The sequence below is a fragment of the Bradyrhizobium sp. SZCCHNS3002 genome, assembly GCF_032377435.1.
In the GTDB taxonomy this organism is placed as follows: domain Bacteria; phylum Pseudomonadota; class Alphaproteobacteria; order Rhizobiales; family Xanthobacteraceae; genus Bradyrhizobium.
Genome location: NZ_JAUHHY010000019.1, coordinates 16,281 through 37,273, shown reverse-complemented (window position 1 = coordinate 37,273; position 20,993 = coordinate 16,281). Strand labels below are relative to the sequence as shown.

Sequence of the window (20,993 nt, the reverse complement as noted above, 5' to 3'; positions counted from 1 at the left end):
ATCCGGCCCCGCTTCGGCCGGGCTTTCATATCGCCACCGTCGGCAAGCGCAGGGCGTCGAGAAGACGAAGGCCGCTTCAGCGGGCAGGTCCTACGGTAGAAATTGCCTCGAGCGTCTTCCAACTCTTTGAAGATCTGACGAGCTACCTGCCGAATATTCCGCCCACCACACGGTGCATCGCGCCGCCGATCGCGCCGATGGGACCTCCGACATTCCGCTGATGTCGCGCGCGCCCCGCGCTGCGGCGGGGTTGACGGTCGGGTTTGGCAGCCTCGGTGGCTGCGTCCATCAGGACCTTGTGCTGAGCGGCGTTGAGGAAGCCGGTCGTGGGATAGCCGCGCTCCTCCTGCCAACGGGCGATGACGGCGCGGGTCTGCTCGTCGAACGTCCCGTTGATCCTGGTGCCGAACCCGAGCCTGGTCAGCCCCCGTTGCACGGCCCGACGCTTCGCCTTGGTGAGGCCGATCTGATTCTCGGTCTCCTGATTGGCTTCCTGGGCGGCGATCACCGTATCGGCGGGTGCCGACGCTTCACGCGGTGCGCTGCTCAGACCAGCGTGAGCGACCTGCGCGCTTCCGGCGATCGCCAGGATGGACAGTGCCACGATCAAGGCGCGCATGGCCTTATCCTTCGCCCTCAGGTCTGCCGATGACACGTTTCGAGGAATACAGCGCGACGCACTGAACGATCAACATCCGGCGACGCCACTCCGCTTCGTTGCAGAGTAACTGCGGCCCGGGCAGCACAGTTCCCTCACCTCGGGCCGATCGTTCCGTCGCGTTGCACGCGCGGGATCGGCGCACGGGATGGCAGATGTCGGCAGTCGCCGAGATACCCGGAGTTTGCCGGCTCGGTCCGCCGAGGAGGGATCGAGACCGACCGGCGCCTCGGTTGGGCGGCTCTTTCCATATGAAAATGCCGTTCTCGATAAGAAACCCCAATCGTAACATTCCCGCCGCATCGCAAAATGCTCATGCCGCTATGCAATATCGATCGTTGTATCTGGCATCTGGTATACGTAAATTCTCCTCAGTCAGAACGTCATACCGCCTCACTGAAGGAGACAAACCATGGCCAAGACCGTTGCCCTCCCCCTCGTTCAGCCCGTGTCCCTGTTCGGCCGCTTCCTCGCCGCCCTCGACCGCGTGCTGATGATCAGCGCCCGCGCTGCCAACCGCAACGGCGACCTGCCCTATTTCGGTCTCTGAGGCCGAAGGCGCTTCCGGCGCGCAGCCAGCACCGAAGCCCAACCAAGAGCCCCGGACCTCCGGGGCTTTTGCTTTTCGCGACACCCCACCGCCTGCGACAAATTGGCCTGCCAGGCATCCCACCCAATCTCCTCAATTGCGGTCGGTCACCTCTTCATACCAAAATCAAATCGGTCGATTGGCTGCGGATGCACCTCTTGCTGCCTGATCCCGGCTGCCAACACAACTTTTGGCTGCATGGGCATCGCAGGGGAGTCCGGAGCTGACGACGGCCTGAAGCGCGGCACGGCGGAAAACGCCACCGGCCGGGCTCGACAGGTCAGTGGTTCGATTGGGCACAGCGGCCGCAAGAAGCCGTGCGTTCCGGGAATGAAGGGGAGAAAGCGTGATGAAGCGTTCCGTGTGCGTGGCCGTTATGGCCGGCATCGCCCTGATGGCAGGGCATATCCCGGCTCTGGCGGGATGGGAGCCCGTCCGGCCGGTCGAGTTCATCGTTCCGGCTGGCACCGGTGGCGGTGCCGATCAGATGGCCCGGACCATCCAGGGCATCGTCACCAAGCACAATTTGATGAAGCAGCCGCTGGTCGTGATCAACAAGTCCGGTGGCGCCGGCGGCGAAGGCTTCCTCGACGTCAAGGCGTCGGCCGGCAACCCGCACAAGATCATCATCACGCTGTCGAACCTGTTCACGACGCCGCTCGCGACCGGCATTCCTTTCAACTGGAAGGACCTCACTCCCGTCGCCATGCTGGCGCTCGACGAGTTCGTGCTCTGGGTCAACGCCGAGAAGCCCTATGCGACCGCCAAGGACTACATCGATGCGGTCAAGCAAGGCGGCGGCACCTTGAAGATGGGCGGCACCGGCTCGAAGCAGGAAGACCAGATCATCACGGTGGCGATGGAGAAGGCGACCGGCGCGAAGTTCACCTACATTCCCTACAAGGGCGGCGGCGAAGTGGCCGTGCAACTGGTGGGCAACCACATCGAATCCACCGTCAACAATCCCATCGAGGCGGTGGCGCAGTGGCGCGGCGGCAAGGTCAGGCCGCTCTGCGTCTTCGACGACAAGCCGATGGGCTATGACGAGCCGATCACCGACGGCAAGGCCTGGAAGGACATCCCGACCTGCAAGTCGCAGGGGCTCGACATCGAATATCTGATGCTGCGCGGCATCTTCATGTCGCCACGGGCCACCAAGGACCAGATCGAATACTACGTCGACCTGTTCAAGAAGGTGCGGGAGACGCCGGAGTGGCAGGAGTTCATGAAGACCGGCGCCTTCAACACCACCTTCATGACCGGCGCCGATTATGCCAAATGGGTCGAGACCGAAGAGAAGCGGCACGAGCTCCTGATGAAGGAAGCCGGCTTCCTGGCCTCGAACTGAGCGCCCTCGCATGAGCCGTCAAGGTGGATCCGCCGGCCCGAGCCACAAGGCGGTCGAGGTCGGCGTCACGCTCGCGATCGCGCTGTTCGGGATCATCGTGATCCTCGGCAGCGTGAAGGCCGGGATCAACTGGGGAGCCGAAGGACCGCGGGCGGGATTCTTCCCGTTCTACGTCGGACTTTTCATCGTCGCGGCCAGCGCGATGAACTTCCGCAGCACGCTGCGCGAGGATGACGGCCGTGTCTTCGCTGAATGGGGGCAGCTGCGCCAGGTCATGAGCGTGGTGGTGCCGACGGCGATCTATGTCGGCGCCCTGCCTTTCACCGGCCTGTACGTCGCCTCCATGATCTTCATCGCATGGTTCATGCGGTGGCTCGGCAAATATGGCTGGCTCACGGTGGCAGTGGTCGCGATCGGCATGCCGGTCGTGACCTATCTGATCTTCGAGCGCTGGTTCATGGTTCCCCTGCCCAAGGGGCCGGTCGAGGAATGGCTCGGACTCTAACAAGAAAACTCATCCGCTGAGGGTTGCAGGACCAAGCCGGCATGGAAGAACTCGCCAATCTGTTTCACGGCTTCGCCGTCGCCCTCCAACCCTTCAACATCATGGTGATGATCCTCGGGATCGTCCTCGGGGTGATCATCGGCGTGCTGCCGGGATTGGGCGGCGCCAACGGCGTCGCGATCCTGCTGCCGCTGACCTTCAGCATGCCGCCGACCTCGGCGATCATCATGCTGTCCTGCATCTACTGGGGCGCGCTGTTCGGCGGCGCCATCACCTCGATCCTGTTCAACATACCCGGCGAGCCATGGTCGGTCGCGACCACCTTCGACGGCTATCCGATGGCGCAGCAGGGCAAGGCCGGCGAGGCGCTCACGGCAGCATTCACCTCGTCCTTCGTCGGCGCGCTGTTCGCGGTCATCATGATCACGCTGATCGCTCCGCTGGTGGCCGGCTTCGCGCTTCAGTTCGGCCCCGCCGAGAAGTTCGCCGTCTACTTCCTCGCCTTTTGCAGCTTCGTCGGCCTGAGCAAGGAGCCGCCGTTCAAGACGATCGCGGCGATGATGATCGGTTTCGCGCTCGCCGCAGTCGGCCTGGATTCCATCACCGGCCAGCTCCGGCTCACCTTCGGCATCACCGAGCTGCTCAACGGCTTCGACTTCCTGATCGCCGTGATCGGCCTGTTCGGCATCGGCGAGATCCTGCTGACGATGGAGGAAGGACTGAGCTTCCGCGGCGGCAACGCGCAGATCAATCTGCGCGTGGTGCTGCACACCTGGAAGGAGATGCCGGCACACTGGCTCACCGCGCTGCGCTCATGCCTGATCGGCTGCTGGATGGGCATCACCCCCGCCGGCGCCACGCCGGCCTCGTTCATGAGCTACGGCATCGCCAAGCGCCTCTCCAAGCGCGGCAAGAAGTTCGGCCATGGCGAGATCGAGGGCGTCGTCGCGCCGGAGACGGCAGCCCATGCGGCGGGCACGGCGGCGCTGCTGCCGATGCTGTCGCTCGGCGTGCCCGGCTCCCCCACGGCGGCGGTGCTGCTCGGCGGTCTCTTGATCTGGGGCCTGCAACCGGGGCCGATGCTGTTCGTCGAGCAGAAGGAATTCGTCTGGGGTCTGATCGCCTCGATGTATCTCGGCAACCTCGCCGGCCTGCTCGTCGTGCTGACCTGCGTCCCGGTGTTCGCGGCGATCCTGCGCATTCCCTTCAGCATCATCGCGCCGCTCATCCTCGTGCTCTGTGCCATCGGCGCCTATTCGGTGCACAGCAGCACGTTCGATGTGGTGCTGATGCTGGTGTTCGGCGTGCTCGGCTATCTGTTCAAGAAGTGCGGCTATCCGCTCGCGCCGCTGGTGCTCGCCATCGTGCTCGGCGACAAGGCCGAGGAGGCCTTCCGGCAGTCGCTGCTGGGATCCCAGGGATCGCTCGCGATCTTCTTCTCCAACGGGCTGGTCGGCACCATCATGGCGCTCGGGTTGATCGCGCTGTTCTGGTCGGCGATCCAGCAGGGCTACAACCGGTTGCGGGCGTTCGCCGCATGAGCCCGTTCTTACTTCGATAGTTGAGCTACAAATATCCTCTGCTGCGTCGTATTGTCGCTGCAGCGATTTGCCTTGCTTCTGCAGGCTTTTTTCGTCGATCGCAGGTCTACCAGCGCCCGCCTGCTCGATGAATCCGCTTGTCTATTGGCATATCATATACCAAACTCCCGCATAGCTGTTAGGACAAAAATAGACAGCCTGGAGGAAGCATGACGGACTTGGCTCACGCGGGGGCGCCCGCATCTGCAAGAGTAAGCGACGCCTACCGCTGGACGCAGCTCGCGGTTGGCGTCCTGGCGATGGTGATGATCGCCAACTATCAATATGGCTGGACCTTCTTCGTCCCGGATATCGCCAAGACGTTCGGCTGGGATCGCGCCTCGATCCAGTGGGCCTTCACGCTGTTCGTGCTGTTCGAAACCTGGCTGGTGCCGGTCGAGGGCTGGTTCGTCGACAAATACGGCCCGCGCATCGTCGTGCTCGTCGGCGGCGTGCTGTGCGCCATCGGTTGGATGATCAACGCCTACGCCACCTCGCTCAACGGCTACTATCTCGGCATGATCATCGCGGGCATCGGTGCCGGCGGCGTCTACGGCACCTGCGTCGGCAACGCGCTGAAGTGGTTTCCCGACAAGCGCGGCCTCGCGGCCGGCATCACCGCGGCCGGCTTCGGCGCCGGCTCGGCGCTCACCGTCGCACCGATCCAGGCCATGATCCGCGACTCCGGCTTCCAGACCACCTTCCTGTATTTCGGTCTCGGCCAGGGCATCATCATCGTCATCCTCGCCTTCTTCCTGTTCGCGCCCAAGGAAGGCCAGGTGCCCGCGGTCACGCAGAACACCAACCTCGTCCAGAGCCGCCGCAACTACAATCCGACCGAGGTGATCCGCCAGCCGATCTTCTGGCTGATGTACTTCATGTTCGTGATCGTCGGCGCGGGCGGTCTGATGGTGACGGCCAACCTCAAGCCGATCGCCGGCGACTGGAAGGTCGACAACATTCCGGTGACGCTGATCGGCATGACCATGACGGCGGTGACGTTCGCAGCCACCATCGACCGCGTGTTGAACGGCCTGACACGTCCGTTCTTCGGCTGGATCTCGGACATGATCGGCCGCGAGAATACGATGTTCATCGCCTTCGGCATGGAAGGCATCGGCATCTGGGCGCTGTACATGCTGGGCCACGATCCGGTGTGGTTCGTGATCCTCTCGGGCTTCGTGTTCTTCGCCTGGGGTGAGATCTACTCGCTCTTCCCCTCGACCTGCACCGACACGTTCGGCACCAAGTTCGCCACCACCAATGCCGGCCTGCTCTACACCGCCAAGGGCACGGCAGCGCTGCTGGTGCCGATCGCGAACTACATGCAGCAGTCCTCCGGCAATTGGGACCGCGTCTTCATCATCGCGGCCGGCGCCAACATCCTGGCATCGATCCTCGCGATCGCGGTGCTCAAGCCCTGGCGGAGGGTCGTGGTGCAGAAATCAACGCTCTGACGCCCCCTTCGCGCTGCAGCAAAAATAAAAAAGAACGCTTCCAGATTGACGACGCTCGGCATTTTGCCGAGCGTTTTCTTTTGCTTGGCGGACGATTTCGGTCTCGCTGCAAAGCAGCATGTCGCACCCTGTGTCGCAGGCCATATTGCGGACTGGAATATGTTATACCAGAATGGCTCGATGCGCAGATGAGGAGCGCGCTCGCAGCGGCATCCTCCAACAGAGCGCGTTTGGGAGGACACATGGTTTCCAGCACAGAGGCAACACCGCCTGTCCAGGCACAGTCCAGCGGCTTCCGCTGGCTCCAGCTCGCGATGGGCATCATCTGCATGGCGATGATCGCCAACCTGCAATATGGCTGGACACTGTTCGTCGATCCGATCGACGCGAAGTTTCACTGGGGTCGCACGGCGATCCAGCTGGCCTTCACGATCTTCGTCGTCACCGAAACCTGGCTCGTGCCGGTCGAGGCCTGGTTCGTCGACAAATACGGCCCGCGCCTCGTCATCATGTTCGGCGCCGTCATGATCTCGCTGGCATGGGTGCTGAATTCCTACGCCGACTCGCTCACCCTGCTCTATGCCGGCGCCGTCATCGGCGGCATCGGCGCAGGTGCGGTGTACGGCACCTGCGTCGGCAATGCGCTGAAATGGTTTCCCGACCGCCGCGGCCTCGCCGCCGGTGCCACCGCCGCGGGCTTCGGCGCCGGTGCGGCGCTGACCGTGGTGCCGATCGCCAGCATGATCGCCTCGAGCGGTTATCAGAGCGCCTTCTTCACCTTCGGCATCGGCCAGGGGTTGGTCGTGTTCGTGCTCGCGATCTTCCTGCGGCCGCCGACGGTTGCGGTGCCGGCCCGCAAGAAGCAGCTCAACCTGCCGCAGACCAAGATCGACTACACGCCGCCGCAGGTGCTGCGCACGCCGATCTTCTGGATCATGTATCTGGTGTTCGTCATGGTGGCCTCCGGCGGCCTGATGACCGCCGCCCAGATCGCCCCGATCGCCCACGATTTCAAGATCGCCAACGAGCCGGTGTCGCTCGCCGGCTTCCAGATGGCGGCGCTGACGTTCGCGATCTCGCTCGATCGCATTTTCGACGGCTTCGGCCGCCCCGTGTTCGGCTGGATCTCCGACACGATCGGTCGTGAGCACACCATGTTCATCGCCTTCGGCACGGCCGCCTTGATGCTGCTGACGCTGTCGAGCTACGGGCACAACCCGATCGTGTTCGTGCTCGCCACCGCCGTCTATTTCGGCGTCTTCGGCGAAATCTACAGCCTGTTTCCGGCGACCTCGGGCGATACGTTCGGCAGCAAATACGCCGCGACCAACAACGGCATGCTCTACACTGCGAAGGGCACCGCCTCGCTCTTGGTCCCGCTCGCCAGCATCGTCTCAGCAAAGTATGGCTGGCAGGCCGTGTTCGTGATCGGCGTCGCGCTGAACGCGACGGCCGCCTTGATGGCGCTGTTCGTGATCAAGCCGCTGCGCCGGGCCTTCATCCTCGGCAAGGAGCCGGTCACCGAGCCGGTGACGCAGGACGCCAGGATGGCGTGACGCCACGGTTTCCTCCCGCGACTTCAGGAGGCGCACCAGCGGTGCGCCTCTTTTTTTTGCGCCGGGGCGGGATGCCCCGGTCATATCCGGCAGTGTCGCTGACGTGTTTTTTCGGTGGCCTCGCGCACGAAAAGCCATCAAACCCGATTGACTTCTGGCATAACGTATACCAGACTTCCTCCCGTTCACTACCAACCAAACGGGAGGGTGCCATGAAGGTCGGAGACATCCTGCGCAACAAGATGGCGCGCGTGATCACGGTGCGAATGAACGAGACCGTCGGCGTCGCGGCGCAGCTGATGCGCGCCAGCAACGTCAGCGCCCTCGTCGTCAAGGATGTCGTCCGCACCGAGGGCAACACCGCGGCCGGCATGTTCACCGAGCGCGATGTCGTGCGCGCCATCGCCGAGCATGGCGCCGCCGGCGTCAACCTGAAGGTCTCGCAATTGATCTCGCCGCAGCGGCTGATCTCCTGCAGCACCGAGGATACGCTCGAACACGTGCGGCACCTGATGAACGTGCACCACATCCGCCACCTCCCGGTCATTGTCGACTTCGCGCTGGCCGGCGTCATCAGCATGCGCGACGTCTCCTCGGCCTTCGACGAAGCGGAAGCTCCAGTCGCCGCCTGACGCATCCAGCCCGGTCAGCGGAACCGGTTCAATCCTGAGAGAACCTTGTCGGAGCTGCGCGCCGCCTGTTAGGCGGTGCGCAGAGAGGAGCGGCACAGTAAGGTCGCCGTTCATGCTGACCCGACAGGATTCCTTGCGATGAAAGCCTATGTCTACGGCGCCCAGGGCGCCGCGATCACCGATATCGCCAAGCCCGCGCCGAAGGGCACGCAGGTGCTGGTGCGCGTGCGCGCCTGCGGCCTCAATCGCGCCGATCTCGGCATGACCAAGGGGCATGTGCATGGCGCCGCCGGCGGCGTCGGCACCGTCCTCGGCATGGAATGGGCCGGCGAGGTCGCCGAGCTCGGGCCCGACGCCAGGGGCGTGAAGATCGGCGACAAGGTCATGGGCTCGGGCAGCGCGGCGTTCGCCGAATACACCCTTGCCGACCATGGCCGGCTGTTCCACGCGCCGTCGAACATGAACTTCGACGAGGCCGCCACGCTGCCGATCGCGCTGACCACGATGCACAACGCCGTCGTCACCAACGGCGCTTTGCAGCCGGGCCAGCGCATGCTGGTGCAGGGTGCGAGCTCCGGCGTCGGGCTGATGGCGATGCAGATCGCCAAGCTCAAGGGCGCCCGGCTCGTGATCGGCTCCTCGACCGATGCGATGCGCCGCGGACGGCTCAAGGAGTTCGGCGCCGATCTCGCCATCGACTCCAGCGATCCTGCCTGGGTCGACCAGGTGCTGCAGGCGACCAACGGCGAGGGCGTCGATCTGATCATCGACCAGGTGTCCGGCAAGGTCGCCAATCAGAACCTCGCCGCAACCAAGGTCCTCGGCCGCATCGTCAATGTCGGCCGGCTCGGCGGCACCCATGCCGACTTCAACTTCGACCTGCACGCGGCGCGCCGCATCACCTATGTCGGCGTCACCTTCCGCACCCGCTCGATCGAGGAGATCCGCGCGATCTTCGACGAGGTGAAGAAGGACATCTGGGGTGCGGTCGAGCAGCGCACGCTGCGGCTGCCGATCGACCGCGTCTTCGCCTTCGACGACATTGGCGCGGCGTTCGCGCACATGGAGGCGAACAAGCATCTCGGCAAGATCGTGGTGACCTTGTGAACGCAACCTTCTGAGATTTAGAAGCACTCGAAACAGCGCGCGGTCCACGCACATGGACCGCGCGATCCCGGCTTTCATGGTGCGGCCTCGGCTGCTACATCCGCCGCCATGAGAGACGCCGCCTCCCATGTCGATTCCGGGAAAACCCGTGTCGCCGCGATCTCGATCGCGGCGAGCGCCAGCATGGCCGCGGCGAAGTTCATCGTCGGCATCCTGATCGGCAGCCTCGCGCTCGTCTCCGAGGCCCTGCACAGCGCCGTCGACGTCGTCGCCACCGTCATCACGTGGATGGTGGTTCGGGTATCGGACCGGCCGGCCGACGACGAGCATCATTACGGCCACGGCAAGCTGGAGAGCCTGTCGGCGCTTGGCGTCATCGCCCTGCTCTACGTGCTGGCCGGCGGCGTGCTGGTCGAGTCCGTCAGCCGGCTGCGCGAGGCGGCGGCACCGCCGTCGCTGTCGGCGATTCCGTTCGTGGTGCTGCTGATCGACATCGCCGTCAATTTCTGGCGCGCCCGCGCGCTGCACCGGGCCGCGCACGAGACCCACAGCCAGGCGCTCGCCGCCGACGCTCTGCATTTTGCCTCCGACGTGCTCGGCTCGATCGCCGTCATCGCCGGCCTGGTCCTCACCGCGTTCGGGTTCTGGTGGGGGGATTCCGCCGCCGCGGTCGCCGTCGCCCTGATGATCTCGATGCTCGGCCTGCGGCTGGCGCGCTCCACCGTAGAAACACTGCTCGACCGCGCGCCGGAGGGCGCGGCCGAAAAGGCGCGCGCCGCGATCCGTTCGATCAATGGCGTCGTCGATGTCGAGCGGCTGCGGGTGCGGCTCGTCGGCGCGACGCATTTCGTCGACGCCACGGTGCAGGTGCCGCGCACCTATCCGATCGACCGCGTGCACGAGATCAAGCGCGATGCGCAGGCCGCGGTCGATGCCAGCCTGTCCGGCGCCGACGTCACCTTCACGACGGTGCCGGTCGCGCTCAGCAATGAGAGCGTGCGCGAGCGCATCATGGTGATCGCGCGCAATTCCGGCCTCGCGATCCATCACGTCACCGTCCATGATGTCGGCGGGCGCCTGATCGTCGCGATCGACCTCGAGGTCGACGGCGACATGAGCCTGTTCGCGGCACATGCGATCGCGCACGAGTTGGAACGCTCGATCCGCGACGAATTCGGCGCCGATGTCGAGGTCGACACCCATATCGAGCCGCTCGAGCCCGAGCTGCCATTCGGCGTCGACGCGCCGGCGCAGCGGATCGCCGAGATCGCCGCGGCCCTGCAGCGCCTCGCGGCCGAGACCGACATGTACGACGTGCACAATGTCCGCGTCCGCAACACCGAGGCTGGCGAGATCGTCAACTTCCACTGCCGCGCAGCGCCGTCGATGAGCGTGCTGAAGGTGCACGACAATGTCGACCACATCGAGCGCGGAGTGCGTCGCGCCTTCCCGAGCGTCAAGCGCGTCATCAGTCACGCCGAGCCGCCGCACGGTTGAGGCCTGAACGTCACGCTGCGTTCCCGCTTCGGACTCACTCTGCCGGCTTTTCGCCATGGCAAATCCGCATTGGATAAGATTTATTAGCTTTTGCCAAATCGTTGACTCTCGACAGCCCGAGAAATCTGGATTCAAATCAACTTGATTCGGAAGCGGCTGGGGCTCTTTCGAAATTCGGGTATCCAAGAAGTTTCGGGGGTCTACAGCATGACGCGTGCGCATGCCGCGAACGCGTGCGTCCAATCTTCTGATTCCATCAAGGGGTTGGCGCAATCGATCGCGAAACCGGCCTATCAAAGGCTGCTGACTGCTGAGCCGGTATTGCGTCGTGCTGTCCCTACTTTGATCATCGCCTTTCTCGTCACCATCTGCCTCGGCGCTTTCGTCCAGGTGCTCGACCAGAGCCGTCAGAAGCGCGGCGCGACCAAGCGCGACCTGGCCGCGATCTCCGACCTGCTCGCCGACCGCATCGGCAATCTGGCGATGCGCCCGGACCGCATCGCCCATATCGAGCACCTGCAGAGCCTGCTGCCCGACCTGATCCCCGCCTGGGGCGCAGCGCCCGGCCGCCACGTGATCGTGACCGGCGCCGACCACCGCATTCTCGCCCGGGTTCCGGTCGACACCGGACTCGGCGAGAACGACCGTATCCTCGACCTGATCTCCACCGCGCAGCTCCTGGCGACGCCGGGCCTGCAGGGCGCGGTCACCGAGATCACGCTGCCGAACGGCCGTCCGGCCTTCGCGGTGTCGCAGTTGATCAAGGCGCTGCCTGGCCGCGTCGTGGTGATCCAGGAGAAGCTCGAGCCGATCTGGGGCTCGGACGCCGCACTCTCGGTCACGCTGTCGGCGACGACGGGCTTCGTCGTGCTGATCCTCGGCTTCGCCTTCCACTGGCAGTCGACCCGCGCCCGCGAGGGCGACCTGATCAACGACGCCGTGCGGGGCCGCATCGACACCGCGCTCAATCGCGGCCGCTGCGGGCTGTGGGACTGGGACCTGTCGCGCGGCCGCATCTTCTGGTCGAACTCGATGTTCGCGATGCTCGGCCTGGAAAACCGCACCGACCTCCTCACCTTCGGCGAGGTCAACGCGCTGGTGAACTCGGACGACATCGACCTGTTCGAGATCGCCGACCAGCTCGTCGCCGGCGACATCCACCAGATCGATCAGAGCTTCCGGATGCGCCACACCGAGGGTCACTGGATCTGGCTCCGGGTGCGTTGCGAGCTCAGCCAGGGCACCTCCGATTCCGGCCTGCACCTGATCGGCATCGCCGTCGACGTCACCGAGCAGAAGAGCCTGGTCGAGAAGACCGTCGAGGCCGACCTCCGCCTGCGCGACGCGATCGAGACGATCTCGGAAGCCTTCGTGCTGTGGGACGCCAACAACCGGCTGGTGCTGTGCAACTCGCATTTCCAGAAGCTGCACAAGCTGCCGGACTCCGCCGTGATCCCCGGCACCTCCTATGAGACCGTCATCGAGGTCGGCAAGATGCCGGAGATCCGCACGCGGCTGCACGATCACAGCCAGCAGGCGCCGGGCGGCCGCACCTTCGAGGCGCAGCTCGACGACGGCAGCTGGCTGCACATCAGCGAGCGCCGCACCAAGGACGGCGGCTACGTCTCGGTCGGCACCGACATCACCCGCATCAAGGAGCACGAGCAGAAGCTCGTCGACAACGACCTGCGCCTGCGCGCCACCGTGATCGACCTGCAGCGCTCGCAGAGCGCGCTTGAGCGCCAGGCGATCGAGCTTGCCGACCTCGCGGAGAAATACTCGCAGGAGAAGACCCGCGCCGAGGAAGCCAACCAGACCAAGTCGAAATTCCTCGCCAATATGAGCCACGAGCTGCGCACGCCGCTCAACGCCATCATCGGCTTCTCCGAGATCATGGGCAGCGGCATGTTCGGCTCGCTCGGCTCCGAGAAGTACCAGGAATACTGCCACGACATCCTGACCTCCGGTCAGTATCTGCTCGAGGTGATCAACGACATCCTCGACATGTCGAAGATCGAGGCCGGCCGTATGAAGCTCGACATGGAGCCGCTCGACCTCGCCAAGACGCTGGCGGAATCGCTGCGCGTCGTCTCCGGTCGCGCCCTGGACAAGAGTCTCGTCCTCGACGCCGACATCGGAGGCAGTATCCCCGTCGTCGCCGACCGTCGCGCCACCAAGCAGATCATGGTCAACCTGCTGTCGAACGCGGTGAAGTTCACTCCCGAAGGCGGCCGTGTCACGATGCGGAGCCGCGTGTTCGAGGACAAGGTCGTGCTCATCATCGCCGACACCGGCATCGGCATCCCCGCGCAGTCGCTGGCGCGGCTCGGCCGCCCGTTCGAGCAGGTCGAGAGCCAGATGACCAAGACCTATCACGGCTCCGGCCTCGGCCTCGCCATCGCCCGCTCGCTGGCCCAGTTGCACGGCGGCTCGATGCGGCTGCGCTCGCGGCTGGAGTGCGGCACCGTCGTCCGCGTCACCCTGCCCCGCGACGCGTACAAGGCGACGGCGAGCATCTCGGTCGCGGCCTGAGGGGCATGCGCGATGCCGTAGGGTGGGCAAAGGCGCACCCGTGAAGCTGCGTGTCGAGCAGCGCTTCATCGCGCGCCGTGCCCACCGATGTTCACGACGCAGACGGTGGGCACGCGCCGCCTGACGGCGCCGCTTTGCCCACCCTACGGCAGCGCGCCCAACTACGAACTCTGGTCGTACCCTGTCTGCATCGACAACCACCGCCGTCGTCCCGGCCTTGAGCCGGGACCCATAACCCCAGGCAGCCGTTTGAGGCACGCTCGTCAACCATCTCGCATCTCACACCCGCCGCGGAGTATTCGTCCCGGGTCGGCGCCGCAACGTGCTCTCGCGCGACGCGGCTTGCCCGGGACGACACGCGAAAGATCGGATTTACGTCTCATACGAACACCGTGGACGCTTCGAACATGACACCGCGGTCTCGCGGCACACGATGCCCGAGTGATGCGATCAGTCATGCCCTTCGAATTGCAAAGGGCGCAGGGAAGGCCAGGCGTCGGCTGACGCCTGCGGCCCGCCTGCGAAAAAAATGCAGGCGGCAGGTACCACAGGTGCAGCCGGACAAACCCGGCCTTCCCTGCGCGATGGTCTTCACGCTTATACGCAGTCGCCCTGGTGCGCCGGCTTGTTGGCCACCATTCCCGCGCGAAGCCAAGCCTCGCTCCGAGTTGGACACCAGCTTCGGGGTGTCAGGCCGCTGCGACTTCACGTCCGCAAGACATCCGTTCGTCCGCGCCATCCTGAGACGACGCTGCGAACGCCCGCGGCCACCGCATCCCCGCCTCGCGTGTCGTGACGATCGCGCGCAACGCCCCTTTGCTTGAGGCGGGATGGACATAGGAAGACACAGGATTTTAATTCTGAAAAGCAGAATATTTTTCACTGGCAATCTTGACAGAGCGTCGCACGTTGATTTCGCTTGCGAATTCTATATCTCGGCGCAGGCCCGCGGGGATACGCGAGACCTGTTCGCAAGGCATCTCGAGGCCTCGTCTCGCTCGACGGGCGACTCACCCCGCGCTCGCGACCGCGTTACGCAATGAGATCCCGCGAACATGACAAGGCGGTGCTACGCCGATGGACTTGATCATCAAGCCCTTAACTCTTTGCCTGCAGATTGGAGGTCTGCAACCGGGAGGCTGGGTCTTCCCATGGCCTGTCGCCAAAGCATGGTGCACCAATGCTTCGCCGCCTTCTTCTGCTTCTGCTCGACGTGGTCCTCTCGGCTGGCATCGTATTCCTCGTATCACTTGCCGAAGCAGCTCTGTTTGCGTCACTCCCGAACAGCCTCGTCTTCGTGGCGATGTTTGCATCGCCGCTTCTTTTGATTCCCCTAGGTCTGGCCTGCGCTCCCTTTTTGGCGATTCCGCTCTATGGGCTCGTAAAGGGCCGCTACGGCTTTCTGTTGGGTCCCATCGTCCTTGCCGGCGCCATTTATCTCCACTCCTCGTGGCGAGTGCAGCAAGATGAAGCTGCACTGGTCGAGATGGCTGTGCCGCGGCAGCAGCCCGACAAGCAGAACCACGCCCTTCTCGCGATCGAAAGCTCGAAGTCCTATGAGGACGCCAGCATTCGCGTGCTCGCCACGTCAGCTCACGAGGTGGCGTTGAAGTCCACCGGCTATGGCCGGATCGATTGGACGCTGTATCGGCCGGCGGATGGCACGGCGTGTCTCGCACCGGAGAATGCCGTCCGCGCGCTCGACTTTCTCCGTCTCGGTTATCCAGGAAAGTGCGCCACGAAAAGTTCGGTCGTCGATTTCGATGATGGCCTCTTCCTTTCGGAGAGAAACCATGACGGCAGATATTGGCTGGCGGCGGACGACCTGCCGATCCGCTTCCACGGCTATGTCTACGAACTTCTGGAACGAAACTCCGGACATAGCCGCGTCCTGGCCCGACGGATCAAGGGGGCCATGGACATGAAGTGGGTTCTTCCACTGGCCCTGTTCGAGAAGCGACCAACCCCTGTGGAGGCTGGTCCGCCGGTCGATGGCGAGGTGCTTCTGGCCGAGTCGATCGGTGTCAGTCGCGATGCCCTCCGACACCCGGTCGATCCGTTTCCCTACGACGAGGTCCTGATCGGGATTGAACAGTATTTCGGTCGACAGCAGTTGGTCGGCTCTGGCGCGAGTACGCTCGAAGCCATGGCCGTCGATCGCTGGAGGAATATCGCGCTTCTGGAATACACGCAATTTCCCGACCGCATCAAGGGGCGCATGCTCGGCCTGTTCGCGAGTCGCGATCCTCTCCGGGTCGCACTGGGTCTCAGCCTGTATCGCGCCGTAACGCCGCTTTCCGCTCCAGGCTGGGCTGGAGCCGACGAGCTCCTGTTCGACCTCATCGGTGTGCCGGTTTCGGGACACGCAGAGGCCGTGCTGCAAGGTCTCCTGGAGCGACAGTTCGCTCCGGAACGCAAAGACATTTCACCTGAGTTGAGGGCCAGCGCCAGGATGCGTTCCAACGACCCTGGCCTCAAATCTTGGCAGCGCGAGTTGTTGGCGAGGATCGGCGGCGCCTGATCCGCACGTGGCAGTCGTCGACGGCGATCAGCAATTATTGCCAAGTTTGGCGGACCTCACTGCGCGAGAGTCGAGATCGCACTGTCGAGGGACAATCTGATGCTAAAGCGTATCTGGTGCGGCTGGAGCACTCCCGCAAATGCCGATGCCTATGAGGACCTGCTGCGCGCGGCGATCTTTCCAGGGATCGAGGCCCGGAACATCGCGGGGTTTTTGAGCATCGAGCTGCTGCGCAGGCCGATCGACGGCGGCGAGTTCGCGACGATCATGACGTTCGCCGATCAGGCGGCGGTGGTGTGCTTCGCCGGTCCGATGCATGAGACAGCCGTGGTGCCACCGGCAGCGCAACGGCTGCTCAGCCGCTATGACGGCCAAGCCGCGCATTATGAGCTAAGGATCACGGGCCAGGCGCAAGCTCAGCATTCGGGGAGCGCATGAGCCCTCGCCGGCCGATGGCACTAGCGAGGCCTACCTGCAGCGCCGACCATCCCTGCGGCGGCAGCCTGGATTGCTTCGCTGCGCTCGCAATGACGGGTGGAGAGAGGCGTATGCTGTCACGACTGATGATGCGTGCCCAGGCACGGACGCGGCGGATGATGCCCAGGAATGCGATCGGCTTGCCCTTCAGAAGGGCAGCGCGGGCTGCATGACGCAGGTGGATGACCGCATCATGACATCGCTTCGTGCTTGGTAAGCAACATTGGCGGAACGTGGTATTGACGCACCTACGCATGGGCAACTAAGGCAATCGCTCCGAGAACTGGAGTACCGCGTGTGATCATCGCCTTTATCGTTGCCGCCTTCGCCTATCGCTTTGCCATGCTCGGCATCTCGATCCGCAACGAGAAGCGGCTGCGCGCCGAAGGCGCCGTCGAATACGGCGCATCCGTGTCGCGCTGGCTGGCCATCGCGCATGTCGCTTTTTATCTCGCCGCGACGGCCGAGGGTCTCGTCCGGGATGCACCGCTCGACGCCGTCAGCATCATCGGATTCGTGATCTATCTGTTCGGCGCGGTGATGCTGCTCGTGGTGTCGCAGTTGCTCGGCCGCCTCTGGACCGTCAAGCTGATGCTCGCGCGCGACCACGCGCTGGTGACCCATCCGCTGTTCCGGATCGTGCGACACCCGAACTACTTCCTCAACATCCTGCCCGAGCTGATCGGCTACGCGCTGACCCTGCACGCCTATGTCACGCTCGTGGCCGGCCTGATCATCTATGCCGTGCCACTGACCTTGCGGATCCGGCAGGAGGAGAAGGTCATGCGGGAGCAATTTGCGGCCTACTGAGCGGAGGCAGCCGCTCCGCGAGTTCGCAGCGCGGACCGCAACTTTCACCAAGTCCGGCGCCCGACGCAAGTGCAAGGGTTCGGTGAACATCATCGGACCCAAGGGAGCATCGCGATGCTGAAGCGGATTTGGCACGGCTGGACCAGGGCGGTGGATGCCGATGCCTATGAGGAGCTGCTGCGGTCGACGATCTTTCCAGCCATCGTCGATCGGGCAATCCAAGGATTTCTAGGCATCGAGCTGCTGCGCAGACCGCTGGAGGCCGAGGTCGAATTCGTGACGATCATGACCTTCGCCGATCAGGCGGCGGTGGTTCGCTTTGCGGGTCCAGCCCATGACGCGGCGGTGGTTCCGCCCGCGGCGCGGAAGCTGCTCAGCCGCTACGACGGCCATGCCGCGCATTACGAGCTCCGGGCCACGCGCCACGCGCAAGGCCAGAGCTCCGCGACCGCATGAGAGCCCGAAGTCCGCCGATGACGCCGGCGAGGTCGGGTGACGGTGCCGACATGCGCCTCACGCCTGCAGGCTGGGCGCGACCTCGCGCGCCACCTGCACCAGGGCCGCGATCAGCGGCGTCATCGGGTCGCGCTGCGGGATGACGAGGCCGATCTGGTAGTTGATCACGGGATCGACGATCGGGATCGAGCGCACCTTGTCGGCGAGGCCGAGCGTCTCGGCCAACTTGGCCGGCATCACGCTGGCCCAGCGGCCGGTCTTTACATGGGTGTAGAGCACGAGCAGCGAGTTCGAGGTGAGCGTCGGCGTGACGTCGTTGCCGGCGGCGCGCAGCGCGCGGTCGATGATGCGGCGGTTCTGCATGTCGGGCGTCAAGAGGCAGAGCGGCACCTGCCCGACATCCTTCCAGGTCACCTGCTCGCGATCACCGAACATCGCGTCGGGCGCCGTCAGCAGGCGGTAGCTCTCGTTGTAGAGCGGGATGGTTCTGACACGGCCGATCGGCTCGTTCTCGATGTAGGTCAGGCCGGCGTCGACCTCGAGGTTCTCCAGCAGCCCCAGCACGTCGGCCGAGGTGCAGGACATGATGCGGAACCGGACCTCCGGATGCTTGGCGCGGAACGGCGTCGTCAGCGAGGCCACCATGCCGAGCACGGTCGGCACCGCGGCGATGCGGATCTCGCCGGACAGCTTGTCCCTGAGGCCATTGATCTCCTGGCGCATCGCCCGGAAGTCGCCGACGATCCGGCGCGCCCAATCCAGTGTTCGCTCGCCTTCGGGCGTGAACCCCTGGAACCGCGAGCCCCGCTGCACCAGCATCACCCCGAGGATCTCCTCGAGCTGCTTGATGCTGGTCGACATGGTCGGCTGGGTAACGCCGCACGCCTCCGCCGCCCGGCCGAAATGACGCTCCTTGGCCAGCGCCAGCAGCAGTTCGAGCTTGTCGATCAAGAGGTCGGCCTTCCAGCGGTTGAACGGCCCGGTTCCACGCGTTTTCGGCGGCTGCCGGCCAGGGTGAAACCTATCACGACGAGGGTGTCGCCGACACGGTAAAACGCGGCCGCAAGCCGGTCGCGCGAAGGCCCGTTTTTCGTCAACTTCTAGCTATCTCTCGATTGCGTTTCGCTATCGCAGCACGGGACTGCTTTATTGATATCTTGAGCAATTCCAATTTGGATGTGCGAAACGCTTGCAACGCAGAATCGGGATCAGGATGACGCCCAAGATGACGCCGATGTACGAAAGTTGGGACGCGGCGCGCGGCGCCGAGATCATCGCCGAACATAGCAAGATGGAGGGAGCAACCCTGCCCATCCTCCATGCGTTGCAGGAGACGTTCGGCCACGTGCCGGAGGATGCCATTCCGATGATCGCATCCGCTTTGAACCTCTCGCGCGCCGAGGTTTACGGCGTGTTCACGTTCTACCATGATTTCCGGGCCAAGAAGGCCGGTCGTCACGTGCTCAAGCTGTGCCGCGCCGAGGCCTGCCAGGCCGCTGGCGGCGACGCCCTCGCGGCCCGCGCCGAAGCCAAGCTCGGCATTGCCATGGGCAACACGACGGCCGATGAGCGCGTCACGCTCGAGCCGATCTACTGCCTCGGCCTGTGCGCTACCGCGCCATCGGCGATGCTCGACGGCCGGCTGGTCGGCCGGCTCGACGAAGCCCGGATCGATGCCCTCGTCTCGGAGGCCCAGCGATGAGCGTGCGTCTTTTTGTCCCGTGTGATGCCGGCGCGCTCGCCGTCGGCGCCGATGAGGTCGCCCACGCGCTGCACAAGGCGGCGCTGGAGCGGAAGGTCGATATCGAGATCGTGCGCAACGGCTCGCGTGGGTTGTACTGGCTGGAGCCGCTGGTCGAATTGGAGACGGCGCAGGGCCGGTTCGGCTTCGGACCGGTGACAGCAGACGACGTTCCGTCCCTGCTCGACGCTGTTATCGCCGACAAGTCGCACAAGCTCTCGCTCGGCCTGACCGAGGAGATCCCGTGGCTGAAGCGGCAGACCCGCCTCACCTTCGCCCGCTGCGGCATCATCGATCCGCTGTCGCTCGACGACTACCGCGCCCATGGCGGCTACAAGGGCCTGACGCGCGCCCTGTCGCTGACGCCTGACGCCGTGATTGCCGAGGTCACCACCTCCGGCCTGCGCGGCCGCGGCGGCGCCGGCTTTCCGACCGGCATCAAGTGGAAGACGGTGTCGCAGACGGCAGCCGACCGCAAATACGTCATCTGCAACGCCGACGAAGGCGACAGCGGCACCTTCGCCGACCGCATGCTGATGGAAGGCGACCCCTTCGTCCTGATCGAAGGCATGACGATCTGCGGCATCGCGGTGGGCGCCACCAAGGGCTACATCTACACGCGTTCGGAATATCCGCACGCGATTGCGACCATGGCCAAGGCGATCGACATCGCCAGGAAGGCGGGCCTGCTCGGCGACAAGATCGCGGGCTCGAACTATACGTTCGAGCTGGAGGTCCGCACCGGCGCCGGCGCCTATGTCTGCGGCGAAGAGACCGCGCTGATGGAGAGCCTCGAGGGCAAGCGCGGCATCGTGCGCGCCAAGCCGCCGCTGCCCGCCCATCATGGTTTGTTCGGCAAGCCGACCGTGGTCAACAACCTGCTGTCGTTCGCCGCGATCCCGTTCATCCTCGACGAGGGCGCCAAGGCCTATGCCGATTTCGGCATGGGACGCTCGCGCGGCACGATGCCGATCCAGATCGCCGGCAACGTCAAGTTCGGCGGCCTGTTCGAGACCGCATTCGGCATCACGCTGGGCGAACTGGTCGACGACATCGGCGGCGGCACCTTCACCGGCCGTCCCGTTCGTGCGGTGCAGGTCGGCGGTCCGCTCGGCGCCTACTTCCCACGCGCCCTGTTCGACACGCCGTTCGACTACGAGGCGTTCACCGCCAAGGACGGCCTGATCGGCCATGGCGGCATCGTCGTGTTCGACGACACCGTCGACATGTCGAAGCAGGCGCGCTTCGCGATGGAGTTCTGCGCCATCGAATCCTGCGGCAAGTGCACGCCCTGCCGCATCGGCTCGACGCGCGGCGCCGAGACCATCGACAAGATCCGCCGCGGCGAGCGCGTCGCCGAGAACATCGCCCTGGTCGAGGACCTCTGCGGCACTATGAAGCTCGGATCGCTCTGTGCACTCGGCGGCTTCACGCCCTACCCTGTGCTCTCGGCGCTGAAGCACTTCCGCGAAGATTTCGGCCCCCAGCAGCCGCGCCTGCAGGCTGCGGAATAGGATATCGGGAACA

Annotated in this window: 19 protein-coding genes; 16 read left to right on the top strand and 3 right to left on the bottom strand. The window is 64.6% G+C overall.

The window, feature by feature from the left end; genetic code table 11:
• Window positions 1-142: 142 nt before the first annotated feature.
• Window positions 143-619, bottom strand: a complete 477-nt coding sequence (locus QW845_RS29880) for a peptidoglycan-binding domain-containing protein (protein ID WP_315805094.1) — start codon at window positions 617-619, stop codon at window positions 143-145.
• A gap of 451 nt (window positions 620-1,070) precedes the next feature.
• Here QW845_RS29880 and QW845_RS29875 point away from each other — a divergent pair, with 451 nt between their 5' ends.
• The 8 genes from QW845_RS29875 to QW845_RS29840 all read left to right on the top strand — a co-directional run bounded on the left by QW845_RS29875 (window position 1,071) and on the right by QW845_RS29840 (window position 9,432).
• A complete protein-coding gene (locus tag QW845_RS29875; protein ID WP_315805093.1) occupies window positions 1,071-1,208 on the top strand; it encodes a hypothetical protein in 138 nt (45 codons plus the stop codon).
• 388 nt (window positions 1,209-1,596) lie between these two features.
• Window positions 1,597-2,595, top strand: coding sequence for a tripartite tricarboxylate transporter substrate binding protein (locus QW845_RS29870; protein WP_315805092.1), 999 nt, complete (start codon window positions 1,597-1,599; stop codon window positions 2,593-2,595).
• Between the two features lie 10 nt (window positions 2,596-2,605).
• Complete coding sequence (locus QW845_RS29865) at window positions 2,606-3,100, top strand: tripartite tricarboxylate transporter TctB family protein (protein WP_315805091.1); 495 nt, start codon at window positions 2,606-2,608, stop codon at window positions 3,098-3,100.
• Between the two features lie 41 nt (window positions 3,101-3,141).
• Entirely contained in the window at window positions 3,142-4,641 is a 1,500-nt protein-coding gene (locus QW845_RS29860) for a tripartite tricarboxylate transporter permease (protein WP_315805090.1), read from the top strand.
• Window positions 4,642-4,850: 209 nt separating this feature from the next.
• Complete coding sequence (gene oxlT / locus QW845_RS29855; RefSeq protein WP_315716169.1) at window positions 4,851-6,137, top strand: oxalate/formate MFS antiporter; 1,287 nt, start codon at window positions 4,851-4,853, stop codon at window positions 6,135-6,137.
• 242 nt (window positions 6,138-6,379) lie between these two features.
• Window positions 6,380-7,693, top strand: a complete 1,314-nt coding sequence (gene oxlT, locus QW845_RS29850) for an oxalate/formate MFS antiporter (RefSeq protein WP_315805089.1) — start codon at window positions 6,380-6,382, stop codon at window positions 7,691-7,693.
• Between the two features lie 212 nt (window positions 7,694-7,905).
• A complete protein-coding gene (locus tag QW845_RS29845) occupies window positions 7,906-8,325 on the top strand; it encodes a CBS domain-containing protein (protein WP_315805088.1) in 420 nt (139 codons plus the stop codon).
• 138 nt (window positions 8,326-8,463) lie between these two features.
• Window positions 8,464-9,432 carry a zinc-binding dehydrogenase gene (locus QW845_RS29840; RefSeq protein ID WP_315805087.1) on the top strand — a complete coding sequence of 323 codons (969 nt, stop codon included), beginning with the start codon at window positions 8,464-8,466 and terminating at the stop codon, window positions 9,430-9,432.
• A gap of 74 nt (window positions 9,433-9,506) precedes the next feature.
• Here QW845_RS29840 and QW845_RS29835 read toward each other — a convergent pair whose 3' ends face one another.
• The gene (locus QW845_RS29835) at window positions 9,507-9,635 is read right to left on the bottom strand and encodes a hypothetical protein (RefSeq protein WP_315716165.1); all 129 of its coding nucleotides are present in this window, start codon (window positions 9,633-9,635) and stop codon (window positions 9,507-9,509) included.
• Here QW845_RS29835 and QW845_RS29830 point away from each other — a divergent pair.
• The 6 genes from QW845_RS29830 to QW845_RS29805 all read left to right on the top strand — a co-directional run bounded on the left by QW845_RS29830 (window position 9,616) and on the right by QW845_RS29805 (window position 17,725).
• Window positions 9,616-10,929: a cation diffusion facilitator family transporter gene (locus QW845_RS29830; protein WP_315805086.1), complete on the top strand. Its 1,314-nt coding sequence runs from the start codon at window positions 9,616-9,618 to the stop codon at window positions 10,927-10,929. The genes QW845_RS29835 and QW845_RS29830 overlap by 20 nt on opposite strands.
• 207 nt (window positions 10,930-11,136) lie before the next feature.
• Complete coding sequence (locus QW845_RS29825) at window positions 11,137-13,461, top strand: PAS domain-containing sensor histidine kinase (protein ID WP_315805085.1); 2,325 nt, start codon at window positions 11,137-11,139, stop codon at window positions 13,459-13,461.
• A 1,180-nt stretch (window positions 13,462-14,641) separates the two neighbouring features.
• Window positions 14,642-15,982, top strand: coding sequence for a hypothetical protein (locus tag QW845_RS29820; RefSeq protein ID WP_315805084.1), 1,341 nt, complete (start codon window positions 14,642-14,644; stop codon window positions 15,980-15,982).
• A 99-nt stretch (window positions 15,983-16,081) separates the two neighbouring features.
• Entirely contained in the window at window positions 16,082-16,420 is a 339-nt protein-coding gene (locus QW845_RS29815; protein ID WP_315805083.1) for an antibiotic biosynthesis monooxygenase, read from the top strand.
• Window positions 16,421-16,756: 336 nt separating this feature from the next.
• Window positions 16,757-17,269 carry an isoprenylcysteine carboxyl methyltransferase family protein gene (locus QW845_RS29810; protein WP_315805082.1) on the top strand — a complete coding sequence of 171 codons (513 nt, stop codon included), beginning with the start codon at window positions 16,757-16,759 and terminating at the stop codon, window positions 17,267-17,269.
• A gap of 114 nt (window positions 17,270-17,383) precedes the next feature.
• Window positions 17,384-17,725, top strand: coding sequence for an antibiotic biosynthesis monooxygenase (locus tag QW845_RS29805; RefSeq protein ID WP_315805081.1), 342 nt, complete (start codon window positions 17,384-17,386; stop codon window positions 17,723-17,725).
• Window positions 17,726-17,782: 57 nt separating this feature from the next.
• On the opposite strand, the gene QW845_RS29800 is transcribed toward QW845_RS29805, so the two are convergent.
• Window positions 17,783-18,676, bottom strand: a complete 894-nt coding sequence (locus tag QW845_RS29800) for a LysR family transcriptional regulator (RefSeq protein WP_315805080.1) — start codon at window positions 18,674-18,676, stop codon at window positions 17,783-17,785.
• 274 nt (window positions 18,677-18,950) lie between these two features.
• Between QW845_RS29800 and QW845_RS29795 the strand changes: the two genes are divergently transcribed.
• The gene (locus QW845_RS29795; protein WP_315805167.1) at window positions 18,951-19,427 is read left to right on the top strand and encodes a formate dehydrogenase subunit gamma; all 477 of its coding nucleotides are present in this window, start codon (window positions 18,951-18,953) and stop codon (window positions 19,425-19,427) included.
• Complete coding sequence (locus tag QW845_RS29790; RefSeq protein WP_315805079.1) at window positions 19,424-20,980, top strand: NADH-quinone oxidoreductase subunit NuoF; 1,557 nt, start codon at window positions 19,424-19,426, stop codon at window positions 20,978-20,980. Before QW845_RS29795 ends, QW845_RS29790 begins: the two co-directional genes overlap by 4 nt.
• Window positions 20,981-20,993 lie beyond the last annotated feature (13 nt).